Consider the following 11578-nt stretch of genomic DNA (forward strand, 5'->3'; position numbering starts at 1 on the left):
TCAGGGTGCCGATCCACCAAGATATGCATATATCTGTCGCTCGAAGCGGTGAACTCTGCGACGGCAGACCGTATTTGGGCGGCTCGGTTGGAGTAAGGAGTTGCCCATGCAGCACGGTCCCGCGGTGCGCCGCCGGAAACTGGGCGCGGAACTGCGTGCGTTGCGCACCGGTGCCGGGCTCACCAGTGGTGAGGCGGCCCGGCTGGTGGGCTGGCACCAGTCCAAGGTGAGCCGGATCGAGACCGGCGCCAGCGGGGTGAAACCGGCCGATGTGCGGTTACTGCTGGACGCGTACGGCGTACAGGATTCCCAACTGCGCGAGTTGCTCCTGGTGTTGGCGGGATCCGACGAGGGTGGCGGGCAGCATCACTGGTGGCACGCGTACCGCGGAGTACTGCCGCCGACGTACCGGGACTTCATCAGCCTGGAGTCCCAGGCGAGCGCGATGCGCACGCTGGAGACCTCCGTGGTGCCCGGGTTGCTCCAGACGCCCGAGTACGCCCGGGCGGTGACGCGGGCCGCCGTGGGCGGGCTCACCGACGAGGCCGCCGACGCCGACGAACGGCTCGACGCGCTGGTCGCGGTCCGTCTGGCCAGGCAGGACGTGCTGCACGGCGATCCGCCGATGCAGCTGAGTGCGGTGCTCGACGAGGCGGTGTTGCGCCGGGAGATCGGCGGGCCCGAGGTGATGGCGCGGCAGCTGAGGCGGCTGGTGGAGGCGGCGCGACTGCCCCAAGTCAGGCTGCAGGTCCTGCCGTTCGCGGCCGGGGAGCATGTCGGCATCACCGGGCCTTTCGTTATCTTCTCATTTTCGCGCACTTCTGATCTGGATGTGGTTGTTCTCGACCACTTGACGAGTAGCCTCTACCTCGAACGGAAAGAAGACCTCCAGGCCTATACGGAGGCCTTCAACGCCCTTCGGATCCACGCCCTTTCGCCCGAGGAATCGTTGGATTACATCGCCGCGCTGGCTGGCGGCGCGTAAGGAGGCACCATGACCGCACTGCCTCGGAACGTGACTTCAAGTACCGATCTGCTCGGTGCGCGATGGCTGCGCAGCAGCTACAGCACCGGAGCGAACAACTGCGTCGAGACCGCACGGCCGCACTCCGGTCCCTGGATCGGACTGCTCGCCGTGCGCGACTCCAAGGACCCGGCCGGACCCGCGCTGCTCTTCTCCCCCGAGAGCTGGGCGGGTTTCACTGCCGCGCTCCAGTCCTGACCGATCCGATCAGTTCTGACCAACTCTGATCAGTTACGCCAGGTACGGCGGCAGGGCCGTGTCACGCCGACTCATGGTCGTGTCTCGCCGATGACCCGTACAGCGCGTTCGATCTGCCCCTCGGAGAGGTCCGCGCGGGCGGTCAGCCTCAGCCGTGAGATGCCGTCGGGAACGGAAGGAGGACGGAAGCAGCCCACGGCGAGGCCGGCCGTACGGCAGTCGGCCGCCCAGGCCACGGCCTCTTCGGGGGACGGCGCGCGCACGGAGACGACCGCGGCGTCCGGTCGTACGGCTTGCAGTCCCGTGGCCGTCAGCCGGGTGTGCAGTTCGTTCGCCACCGTGCGCGCCCGCGCCGCACGCTCCGGCTCGCGGCGCAGCAGTCTCAGTGCCGCCAGGGCCGCGCCCGCCGCAGCGGGGGCGAGGCCCGTGTCGAAGATGAACGTCCGGGCCGCGTTGACCAGGTGGTCGATCACCCGGGCGGGGCCGAGGACGGCTCCGCCCTGGCTGCCGAGCGACTTGGACAGCGTGACCGTCACGACGACGTCGTCGGCGCCCGCGAGCCCCGCCGCCTGTGGGGCGCCGCGGCCGCCGTCGCCGAGCACGCCGAGCCCGTGGGCGTCGTCGACGACCAGCCCGGCACCGTGTTCCCGGCTCGCCTCGGCGAGCCCGACCAGCGGGGCGGCGTCGCCGTCGACCGAGAAGACGGTGTCGGACACCACGACGGCCGGCCCGTCGTGCGTCTGGAGCGCCTTGCGCACGGCGTCCGGTTCGCAGTGCGCGACGACCTGTGTGGTGCCGCGCGCGAGCCGGCAGCCGTCGATCAGCGAGGCGTGGTTGCCCGCGTCCGAGACGATCAGCGAGCCGTGCGGCGCCAGCGCCGTGACCGCGGCGAGGTTGGCCGCGTAGCCGGAGGAGAAGACGAGTGCCGCCTCGAAACCGCAGAAGTCGGCCAGCTCGCGCTCCAGCTCGGCGTGCAGCTCCGTCGTGCCCGTGACGAGCCGGGAACCGGTCGCGCCGCCACCCCACGTCCGCGCGGCCCGCGCCGCGCCCTCGGTGACCTCGGGATGATGGGCCAGGCCCAGGTAGTCGTTGCTCGCGAGGTCGAGGAGCGGCGAGTCGGCGGGGCGGGGGCGCAGGGTCCGTACGAGTCCGGCGCGGCGGCGCAGCTCCGCCTGCTCGTCGATCCAGCCGAACGCCATGACTCCTCCGGGCTTTTGTAGGCAGTGCACAGACACTAGTCGCACGGCCGACCACCCACGGTGTGGCAATACCCACACATCGAAGTGACAGCGTTGTGCGAACTCTCCTTGGCTCGGAGGCCCTCCGTACGTAAGGATCAGCTCCCATGGACCTGCTGAACACGCTGGTGGACAAGGGGCTTCGGCGCGAGCTGCCGACCCGCGAGGAAGCCTTGGCCGTCCTCGCCACTTCCGACGACGACCTGCTCGATGTGGTGGCCGCGGCCGGCAAGGTACGCCGGCAGTGGTTCGGCCGACGGGTGAAACTCAACTATCTCGTCAACCTCAAGTCGGGCCTGTGCCCGGAGGACTGCTCCTACTGTTCCCAGCGGCTCGGCTCCACCGCCGGCATCCTGAAATACACCTGGCTCAAGCCGGACGAGGCGTCGCAGGCCGCGGCCGCCGGTTTGGCGGGTGGCGCCAAGCGGGTCTGTCTGGTGGCGTCCGGGCGCGGCCCGACCGACCGTGACGTGGACCGGGTCTCCGACACGATCAAGGCGATCAAGGACCAGAACGAGGGCGTCGAGGTGTGCGCCTGTCTCGGCCTGCTCTCCGACGGCCAGGCGGAGCGGCTGCGCGAGGCCGGCGCCGACGCGTACAACCACAACCTCAACACATCCGAGGCCACCTACGGTGAGATCACGAGCACGCACACCTACGCCGACCGTGTCGACACCGTGAACAAGGCGCACGCGGCCGGTCTGTCCGCCTGCTCCGGCCTGATCGCCGGCATGGGCGAGAGCGACGAGGACCTGGTCGACGTCGTCTACTCGCTGCGCGAGCTGGACCCTGACTCGGTGCCGGTCAACTTCCTGATCCCGGTCGAGGGCACCCCGCTGGCCAAGGAGTGGAACCTCACCCCGCAGCGCTGTCTGCGGATCCTGGCGATGGTCCGCTTCGTCTGCCCGGACGTCGAGGTCCGCATCGCGGGCGGCCGCGAGGTCCATCTGCGCACGATGCAGCCCCTCGCCCTGCACCTGGCCAACTCGATCTTCCTCGGCGACTACCTGACCACCGAGGGCCAGGCCGGCAAGGCCGACCTGGAGATGATCGCGGACGCCGGGTTCGAGGTGGAGGGCGCCGACCAGGTGACACTGCCGGAGCACCGGGCGACGGCCGGGGGCGGCTGCGGTGCACACGCGGACGCCGGCTGCGGTGCGCATGGGGACGCGGGCTGCGGGTCGCACGAGAGCGCCGGGTGCGGGTCGCACGACGGTGGCGGTGTGTGCGGTACGCCGGCCGCCGTGCCGGCCAACGAGCCTCGTACGGACCTGGTCGCCGTACGCCGTCGAGGCACCGGAACGGACCTCGCGCCCAATGCCTGACCTGTCCGTGCCGGAGCTGCTGGAGCTCGACCGGCGGCACGTCTGGCATCCGTACGGACCGATGCCGGGCCGTGTCGACCCACTCGTCGTGGAGTCGGCGAGCGGGGTGCGGCTGCGTCCGGCGGACGGCTCGGGCGAGTTGGTCGACGGCATGTCGTCCTGGTGGTCGGCGATCCACGGCTACAACCACCCGGTGCTCAACGAGGCCGCGCGCGAGCAGCTCGGCCGGATGAGCCACGTGATGTTCGGCGGGCTCACGCACGAGCCCGCCGTACGGCTGGCGAAGCTCCTTGTCGACATGTCACCCGACGGCCTGGAGCATGTGTTCCTCGCCGACTCCGGGTCGGTGTCGGTCGAGGTCGCGGTCAAGATGTGCCTGCAGTACTGGCGTTCGCTGGGCCGCCCCGGCAAGCAGCGGCTGCTGACCTGGCGCGGCGGCTACCACGGCGACACCTGGCAGCCGATGTCGGTGTGCGACCCCGAGGGCGGGATGCACGAGCTGTGGACCGGCGTACTCCAGCGCCAGGTGTTCGCGGACCCGCCGCCGGCGGAGTACGAGGAGTCGTACGCCGACCAGCTGCGTTCGCTGATCGAGCGGCACGCCGACGAACTGGCGGCCGTGATCGTCGAGCCGGTCGTGCAGGGCGCGGGCGGGATGCGGTTCCACTCCCCCGCCTATCTGAGGGTGCTGCGGGAGGCGTGCGACGCGCACGACGTGCTGCTGGTGTTCGACGAGATCGCGACCGGCTTCGGGCGCACGGGCGCGCTGTTCGCGGCGGAGCACGCGGCCGTGACGCCGGACGTGATGTGTGTGGGCAAGGCGCTGACCGGCGGCTACCTGACGATGGCCGCCACCCTGTGCACCTCGCGGGTGGCCGACGGCATCTCGCGGGGCGATGTGCCGGTGCTGGCTCACGGGCCGACCTTCATGGGCAATCCGCTGGCGGCCGCGGTCGCCTGCGCCTCGATCGAGCTGCTGCTCGGCCAGGACTGGTCGGCCGAGGTCAAGCGGATCGAGGCGGGGTTGCGGGAGGGGCTGGCCCCGGCAGCGGACATTCCGGGCGTGAAGGACGTACGGGTCCTCGGAGCCATCGGGGTCGTCCAGCTGGACCACGACGTGGACATGCAGGCGGCCACCGCGGCGGCCGTGCGCGAGGGCGTGTGGTTGCGGCCGTTCCGCGACCTCGTCTACACGATGCCGCCGTACGTCACAGGTGACGCGGACATCGCACGGATCGCCCGCGCGGTGTGCGCGGCAGCGCGGGAGGGCTGACATGCCGGTACTGGTGATCACGGGCACGGGCACGGAGGTCGGCAAGACGGTCACGACGGCCGCGGTCGCCGCGGCGGCGGTGGCCGCGGGCCGGTCGGTGGCGGTGCTCAAGGCCGCGCAGACGGGCGTGACGGCGGACGAACGTGGCGACGCGGCGGAGGTCGCGCGGCTCGCGGGCACGGTGACGATCGCGGAAGTCGCGCGCTATCCCGAGCCGTTGGCCCCGGCGACGGCCGCGCGCCGGGTCGGCCTTCCTCCGGTCCGGCCGCACGAGATCGCCGAGGCCGCCGCCAAACTGGCCGCCGAGCACGACCTGGTGCTGGTGGAAGGGGCGGGCGGTCTGCTCGTCCGCTTCGACGAGGCGGGCGGCACGCTCGCGGACGCGGCCGAGCTGATGGCGGCGCCGGTCCTGGTGGTGGCGTCGGCAGGCCTGGGCACGCTGAACACGACGGAGCTGACGGCGCGTGAACTGCGCGGTCGGCGGCTGGACCTGCTGGGCGTGGTGATCGGCAGCTGGCCCGAGGCACCTGATCTGGCGTCGCGTTGCAATGTGGCGGATCTGCCGGACGTGGCGGCGGCGCCGCTGCTGGGTGCGGTACCGGCCGGTGCGGGGTCGCTCGCGCCCGCCGACTTCCGTGTCGCGGCGCCGGGTTGGCTGGCACCTCGGTTGTTCGGAACCTGGGACGCGGAGGGTTTTCGGGGGCGGGCGGCGCCCTGAGCCGTGACACGGCTGCCTGCCACGAGCCCTGACATGGCCGCGGAGTGGGACGACCGGATCGCCGAGTGGGATGAGATTCGGCAGGGTTACCACCTCGGCGATGCGCCGAGCACGGTGATGGATTGCGCGAGGAGTCTCGAGGCGAGCGTGGCGGCCGGTGGTCCGGAGCGGAGAGCTGGGCCTGCCCGCACAATCTCGCCGGGTTCGCCCGCGCCTTCTCCGACCTCTAGCCGGCCGCGCCTTCGTCGCTCTCGGCGATGAGCCGCACCAGTTCGATGCGGGAGCGGATTCCCAGGCGGGTGAAGACGCCTCGCAGGTGGTGGTCGATCGTGCGGGGGCTGAGGGCGAGGCGGGCGGCGATCTCGCGGTTGGTCGCCCCCTCGGCAGCCATCCGGGCCACCAGGAGTTGCTGGGCCGTGAGGCGGGCCCTGGGGTGTCCCGTCGCCTGGGCGGCCGTCGAGGCGGGGGCGCCGAGGGCGCGCAGCTCGGTGCGGGCCTGGTCCGCGCAGTGCGGAGCGCCGAAGGAGTCGAACGCCTCCAGGGCGCTGTGCAGGCGGTCGCGTGCCTCCGTACGGTGGCGGAGCCGGCGCAGGGCGCTGCCGAACAGCAGCTCTGTGCGGGCGCGTTCGAAGTCGCGGGTGCCGTGGGAGTGCAGGTCGAGGGCTGTGCGGTAGTGGTCCACCGCCTCCTCCCCGGGTGCGAGCAGGGCGCGGCAGCGGGCGCTGAGGGCCAGGTCGTCGGGGCTGCGCACGGTGCTCGCCCAGCGGTGGTAGTCGGCGTGCGCGACGCGGGCGACCCGGGTGTCGCCGGTGCGGACGGCGGCCTCGACGTAGTGCGGGGTGGCCAGGTGACGGACGGCCCGGTGGCCGTGTCCGGGGCCGAATCCGGCCAGGGCGCGCAGTCGGGCGGCCGCGGCGGCGAAGTTGCCGCTGCTCAGGTCGAGGAAGGCGAGGGCCCACTGGGCGAGGGCGGCGGGCAGGCCCAGGCCACGGGCGAGGGCGTACGACCGTGCGGTCGCGGCACGTTCCCGGCAGACGTCCGCGTCTCCGGTGAGCGCGGCGAACATGGCTAGGGCGGCCTGCAGATGACAGGCGCCGTTGTCCTGACCTGCGGCGTGGGCCTGCCACAGGGCGTCTGTCGCAGCGGCCTCGCCGGCTCTGGGACGCCCGGTCCAGAAGTCGGCGTACACCCGGAACTCCATCGCCTGCGGCACGCTCACCGGTGTGCCCCTGGCCCGGGCGGAGGCGGCCGCGCGGACGGTCGCCGTGGCCGCGCGGGTGTGGTCGCCGAGGAGCAGCTCGGCGATCCCGGCGTGGATGAGGACGGTGGGGTCACCCCCCGGCTCGCACCGCCCGGCCGCTCCCTTCAGCAGGTCGCGCGCATCCTCGTACCGCCCGTCGAAGGCGGCCACGAGCCCGCTCAGCGTGCCCGGCGGCACGACGCCGAGCCGATCGGCGACGCGGGCGGCCTCTCGCAGGCGTCGTATGTCTCCGGTGTAGACGGCGGCTTCGGTGGCTCGGGCGAGGAGGTGGGCCGCCTGGTCGGGCGTGGGGGTGGGGGTGGATGTGCGGGTGGGGGCGACGGCTGTGGCTGACGCGGCGGGGGCGGAGACCGGCGTGAGGGTGGCGGCATACGACCGCACCGAGGCTGGGGCGGCGAGGTCGGCCGACGGTTCGGGAACCTTGCCGACGGGCGTCGTCGCGGGCCCGGGAGCGGTGCGCGCCGAGGGCCGGGGGGTCGCCGCCGTCAGCAACGCGTCGAACGCCTCCGACGCGTTCCCCGCCCGCAGGGCGAGCACCCCGGTCAGAGCGTCGTCAAAGGCGCCGGCGGTGGCCGCCAGCCTGCGCGCCCGGTCCCCGTCGCCCGACTGCCAGGCGTAGGCGGCAGCCCGGGCGACCAGGCGGGCCTGCCCGGACGGGTCGGGGCACAGCTCCGCCGCCCGTTCCGCCAGCGCACGTGCCAAGGACAACCGGCCCGCGCCACCCGCCCTGTCCGCGGCGGCGCCGAGTTCCGCCGCCAGCCGCCCGCTGGGGCCGAGCGCCCCCGCGCCCCGGTGCCAGGAACGCCACGGCGTCTCCCCCTCGCCGCTCAGCACCCGGGCCAGCAGGCGGTGGACGTCACGGCGGTCGGCCGGGGAGCCGGTCTCGTAGGCCGCGATCCGCGTCCACGCGTCGCGGAAGACCACTCCGCCCGCTCCGGCGTGCGCGACGCCGGCCGCCTCGGCGGCGTCCAGGGGCCGGGTGTCGAGGCGGGCGGCCATGACGGCGCGCAGGAAGGCGTCGGTGGGGACCGGGTACTGGTCGGCCGCGGCGAGGAGCAGCAGGAGGCGTGTGTCGTCCGGCAACGCCCTCGTCTCCGCCCGGCGTTCGCGCAGCAAGGTCGGGGCCAGCTCCGCCGGTTCCGTCGGGAGCGGGTCGACGCCCGCCGCCTGGCGGTCGGTCAGGCGCGCAACCAGTTCGGCGGCGGCGCACACATCGCCGTGCACAGCACGCAGCACCCGTACGCGGACGCCCTCGGGCAGGGCGGCGGACGGCTGGCGCCACTGGCCTGTGAGCCGCGGTGGCGAAGTGCGGTCAAGAGGCGGGGGGTTCACCGGAGTCACCACACAAATGACGTTACTGGCGAGTTAATTGAACCGTAAAGACCGGCGATTTCGCCGATGCGGCGCGCGTAGACCCGGCTCGACACTCCTGACAACCCCACACGTTTCAGGAGGCACCATGCAGCGCCACAAGCGTCGCATCGCCACGGCCCTCACGGCCTTGACCTCTTCGCTCCTTCTGTCACTGTCCCTCTCCCCCACACCCGCGCACGCCGCCACCCACGACCCCGTCGTCTTCGTGCACGGCCTGAGCAGCTCGGCAAGCAGCTGGGACGACTGGGTCGGCTACTTCAAGGCCGACGGCTACACCTCCGCCGAGCTGGACGCCTGGTCGTACGACTGGACCAAGTCGAACGCCACCACGGCCCAGCAACTCTCGACCGAGATCAAGAACGTGCTCGCCCGGACCGGCGCCTCGAAGGTGGACCTCGTCGTCCACTCCATGGGCGCTCTCAACTCCCGCTACTACCTCAAGAACCTCGGCGGGACGTCGTACGTGGACGACTTCGTCTCGACGGCCGGGGTGAACCACGGCACCTCCACCGCCTCGTGGTGTGCGTGGCTGTACGCCTCCTGCTCCGAGATGAACACCGGCAGCTCGTTCCTGAGCGCCCTGAACTCCGGCGACGAGACCCCGGGCAGCGTGTCGTACGCCAGCTACTGGTCGAACTGCGACGACGCGCTCACCCCTGACACCACCGCGATCCTCAGCGGCGCGACGAACGTCGAGGTCGGGTGCGTCTCGCACACCGACATGAACAACGACCACGGCGTGTACGAGCAGGTCAGGGACTTCATCGGCTGAGACGAGCCCGTCTGCACGACACCCACGGCGACAGCGGGGGTGCGCCGGTCCGGTACGGGGGAGAATCGGGGAGTGAGTCCCGTCCCGCCAGGGAGGTCCCCCATGGCCCTACGGTCCGCCGGCTCCGGCAAGGTGTCACGGGATGCCGTGCACCACCCGCTGTTCGCCCGCTGCTACGCCCGGATCAGTGTCAACGCCGAGACGCGGATGGGCATGGGCGACATCCGCGACCGGCTGCTGACCGGGCTGTCCGGCCGGGTGATCGAGATCGGCGCCGGCAACGGTCTGAACTTCGCCCACTATCCGAGTGCGGTCTCGGAGGTCGTCGCCATCGAACCGGAGCGCCTGCTGCGGAAGTTGGCGGTGGAGTCCGCGCTGCGCGCCGGGGTTCCGGTGGACGTGGTGCCGGGCGCGGCGGAGGCGCTGCCGGTCAAGAGCGAGGCCTTCGACGCGGTGGTGCTCTCGCTGGTGCTGTGCAGCGTGCGGGACGTGCCGCGGGCGCTCGGCGAGGTACGGCGGGTGCTGCGGCCCGGCGGCGTGGTGCGGTTCTTCGAGCACGGCCGGGGCGGCGGGCGCGCGATGCTCCTCACGCAGCGCGCGCTGGACCGGACGGTGTGGCCACTGGTGAGCGGCGGCTGCCATGTCTCGCGCGACCCGGTGGCGGCGCTGCGCGAGGCCGGGTTCGAACTCGGCCCCCACCGGCGGGTGATGATGCCGGAGAAGGGGCCGGTTCTCCCCAGTTCGTACTGCGTGCTGGGCACGGCGTGGCGGCCGGCGGAGGAGCAGCCGGGCTGATCACAGACTCCACTGGCCCAGTTCGCGCGCGATGTCCTCGACGGAGGCCTCACCGCTCTTGACCAGGCGTGCCAGATCGCGCACCTGCTCGGGTGAGGTGACGACCTTGAGGCCGCTGGCGACCAGGTAGGCGTAGGCCACCGCGGAGGCGAACAGCGCGTTGGAGCGCTCCAAGGCCGGTACGTGGATGAGTAGTTGGAGCAGGGCTGCGGCGCGGGTCTGCGGGCTGTCGTAGACGGGGACGTCGAAGATCTCCGCCTGATGGCGGGCGACGGCGGCGACGAGAGCACCCCAGTCGGTGACCTGAGGGTCCCCCGGTGTCCTCTTCTCGGCGAGCATCAGCAGCCAGGCAAGGTCGATGTTCAGATTGCTCAACGGATCAGCGACGACCTTCGCGCTCCGCGCCGAACTCCTCGGCGAAGACGGACTCGTACTGCTTCATGAAGTCGGCGGCGGCGTCCACGAACGTATGACCGACCTCCCCGGTGTCCTTTCTGACCAGTTCCTCGATGTAGCGGTTGACGCTCATACCCTGGGCCAGGGCGCGTTCGCGGGCGGCGCGGGCCGTGCCCTCGTCGACTCTCACGTTCAACTGGGTCTTCGCCATACTTCGAAGCTAGCGCGCCGGTGCTAGCACCGGCAAGGGGTCCCCGGGGATGGAGGATGCCCCTTACATCGAAATCAGGGGCCCGACCTGGGGCGGAGACGGACCGGGACCTTGGGGGGATACCCGGTGTGCGGTGGATCACATTAGGCTCGGCGGGGCGAGAGTCCGTGACGTCCGCGAGGAGGCGGCCTTGTCCACAGCAGCTGCGGAGCACGCCCCGAGCCCCGCGTCGGCCGACGGGATCGCGGCCCGCGCCCGCGGCCTGACCAAGGCGTACGGCTCGGGCGAGACGACGGTGCTCGCCCTCGACGCGGTGGACGTGGACATCGCGCGCGGCCGCTTCACTGCGGTCATGGGCCCGTCGGGTTCCGGGAAGTCCACGCTGATGCACTGCCTGGCGGGCCTCGACGACGCATCGGCGGGACAGGTATGGCTGGGCGACACCGAGATCACCGGGCTGAAGGACCGCGAGCTGGCCCGGCTGCGGCGGGACCGGATCGGGTTCATGTTCCAGTCGTTCAACCTCATCCCGACCCTGAACGCGGCCGAGAACATCACCCTGCCCATGGACATCGCGGGCAAGAAGCCCGACAAGAAGTGGCTGGACCAGGTCATCGACACGCTGGGACTGCGGGACCGCCTGGGTCACCGGCCCTCGCAGCTCTCCGGCGGCCAGCAGCAGCGCGTCGCCTGTGCCCGCGCGCTGGCCTCCCGGCCCGAGCTGATCTTCGCGGACGAGCCGACCGGCAATCTCGACTCGCGGGCCGGGCTCGAGGTGCTCGGCTTCCTGCGGGAGGCCGTGGACCAGCTGGGGCAGACCGTCGTCATGGTCACCCACGACCCGGGCGCCGCCGCCCACTCCGACCTGGTGCTCTTCCTGGGGGACGGCCGGATCGTGGACGAGATGGAGCGGCCGACGGCGGAGGCCGTACTGGAACGCATGCGCCTCTTTGCCGGCGGGAACCCCCAGCCCCCCGCCGAGGAGCGCTGACC

General features: G+C 72.0%; 12 protein-coding genes. 8 read left to right on the forward strand and 4 right to left on the reverse strand.

From position 1 onward, the window contains the following. Nucleotides 1-106 precede the first annotated feature (106 nt). Nucleotides 107-985, forward strand: coding sequence for a helix-turn-helix domain-containing protein (locus AB5J49_RS06545; protein WP_369167486.1), 879 nt, complete (start codon nt 107-109; stop codon nt 983-985). A gap of 9 nt (nt 986-994) precedes the next feature. Next, nucleotides 995-1222: a DUF397 domain-containing protein gene (locus AB5J49_RS06550; RefSeq protein WP_062704375.1), complete on the forward strand. Its 228-nt coding sequence runs from the start codon at nt 995-997 to the stop codon at nt 1220-1222. 71 nt (nt 1223-1293) lie between these two features. Here AB5J49_RS06550 and AB5J49_RS06555 read toward each other — a convergent pair whose 3' ends face one another. Further along, nucleotides 1294-2421 (reverse strand): 8-amino-7-oxononanoate synthase, encoded by a 1128-nt coding sequence (locus AB5J49_RS06555; protein WP_369167487.1) that lies wholly within the window; start codon nt 2419-2421, stop codon nt 1294-1296. Between the two features lie 146 nt (nt 2422-2567). On the opposite strand from AB5J49_RS06555, the gene bioB reads away from it, so the two are divergent. The 3 genes from bioB to bioD are packed head-to-tail and all read left to right on the forward strand — an operon-like array spanning nt 2568 to nt 5776. Continuing rightward, nucleotides 2568-3785 (forward strand): biotin synthase BioB, encoded by a 1218-nt coding sequence (gene bioB, locus AB5J49_RS06560; RefSeq protein ID WP_369167488.1) that lies wholly within the window; start codon nt 2568-2570, stop codon nt 3783-3785. Further along, the gene (locus tag AB5J49_RS06565) at nt 3778-5058 is read left to right on the forward strand and encodes an adenosylmethionine--8-amino-7-oxononanoate transaminase (protein ID WP_369167489.1); all 1281 of its coding nucleotides are present in this window, start codon (nt 3778-3780) and stop codon (nt 5056-5058) included. Before bioB ends, AB5J49_RS06565 begins: the two co-directional genes overlap by 8 nt. Before the next feature lies 1 nt (nt 5059). Further along, nucleotides 5060-5776, forward strand: coding sequence for a dethiobiotin synthase (gene bioD, locus AB5J49_RS06570; RefSeq protein ID WP_369167490.1), 717 nt, complete (start codon nt 5060-5062; stop codon nt 5774-5776). Between the two features lie 226 nt (nt 5777-6002). On the opposite strand, the gene AB5J49_RS06575 is transcribed toward bioD, so the two are convergent. After that, nucleotides 6003-8378, reverse strand: a complete 2376-nt coding sequence (locus AB5J49_RS06575) for a LuxR C-terminal-related transcriptional regulator (protein WP_369175064.1) — start codon at nt 8376-8378, stop codon at nt 6003-6005. Between the two features lie 118 nt (nt 8379-8496). On the opposite strand from AB5J49_RS06575, the gene AB5J49_RS06580 reads away from it, so the two are divergent. Together AB5J49_RS06580 and AB5J49_RS06585 are read left to right on the forward strand one after the other, a co-directional pair. Then, nucleotides 8497-9183: an esterase/lipase family protein gene (locus AB5J49_RS06580; RefSeq protein WP_369167491.1), complete on the forward strand. Its 687-nt coding sequence runs from the start codon at nt 8497-8499 to the stop codon at nt 9181-9183. Between the two features lie 102 nt (nt 9184-9285). Beyond that, the gene (locus AB5J49_RS06585) at nt 9286-9978 is read left to right on the forward strand and encodes a class I SAM-dependent methyltransferase (protein WP_369167492.1); all 693 of its coding nucleotides are present in this window, start codon (nt 9286-9288) and stop codon (nt 9976-9978) included. Here the strand turns inward: AB5J49_RS06585 and AB5J49_RS06590 are convergent, their stop codons facing one another. After that, a complete protein-coding gene (locus tag AB5J49_RS06590; RefSeq protein ID WP_369167493.1) occupies nt 9979-10353 on the reverse strand; it encodes a fic family toxin-antitoxin system, toxin component in 375 nt (124 codons plus the stop codon). It abuts the gene before it with no gap. Between the two features lie 4 nt (nt 10354-10357). Further along, entirely contained in the window at nt 10358-10585 is a 228-nt protein-coding gene (locus tag AB5J49_RS06595; protein ID WP_369167494.1) for an antitoxin, read from the reverse strand. Between the two features lie 190 nt (nt 10586-10775). On the opposite strand from AB5J49_RS06595, the gene AB5J49_RS06600 reads away from it, so the two are divergent. Next, on the forward strand, nt 10776-11576 hold the full coding sequence (locus AB5J49_RS06600) for an ABC transporter ATP-binding protein (RefSeq protein WP_369167495.1): 801 nt from the start codon (nt 10776-10778) through the stop codon (nt 11574-11576). The last annotated feature ends 2 nt before the right edge of the window (nt 11577-11578 follow it).

Source organism: Streptomyces sp. R28, from assembly GCF_041052385.1.
Classification (GTDB): domain Bacteria; phylum Actinomycetota; class Actinomycetes; order Streptomycetales; family Streptomycetaceae; genus Streptomyces.

What these genes read in the sequence shown, in the direction of transcription:
- AB5J49_RS06580 (WP_369167491.1), top strand. Translation starts at nt 8,497, where the DNA reads ATGCAGCGCCACAAGCGTCGCATCGCCACGGCCCTCACGGCCTTGACC.
- AB5J49_RS06550 (WP_062704375.1), top strand. Translation starts at nt 995, where the DNA reads ATGACCGCACTGCCTCGGAACGTGACTTCAAGTACCGATCTGCTCGGT.
- AB5J49_RS06565 (WP_369167489.1), top strand. Translation starts at nt 3,778, where the DNA reads ATGCCTGACCTGTCCGTGCCGGAGCTGCTGGAGCTCGACCGGCGGCAC.
- AB5J49_RS06595 (WP_369167494.1), bottom strand. Translation starts at nt 10,585, where the DNA reads ATGGCGAAGACCCAGTTGAACGTGAGAGTCGACGAGGGCACGGCCCGC.
- bioD (WP_369167490.1), top strand. Translation starts at nt 5,060, where the DNA reads ATGCCGGTACTGGTGATCACGGGCACGGGCACGGAGGTCGGCAAGACG.
- AB5J49_RS06585 (WP_369167492.1), top strand. Translation starts at nt 9,286, where the DNA reads ATGGCCCTACGGTCCGCCGGCTCCGGCAAGGTGTCACGGGATGCCGTG.
- bioB (WP_369167488.1), top strand. Translation starts at nt 2,568, where the DNA reads ATGGACCTGCTGAACACGCTGGTGGACAAGGGGCTTCGGCGCGAGCTG.
- AB5J49_RS06555 (WP_369167487.1), bottom strand. Translation starts at nt 2,421, where the DNA reads ATGGCGTTCGGCTGGATCGACGAGCAGGCGGAGCTGCGCCGCCGCGCC.
- AB5J49_RS06545 (WP_369167486.1), top strand. Translation starts at nt 107, where the DNA reads ATGCAGCACGGTCCCGCGGTGCGCCGCCGGAAACTGGGCGCGGAACTG.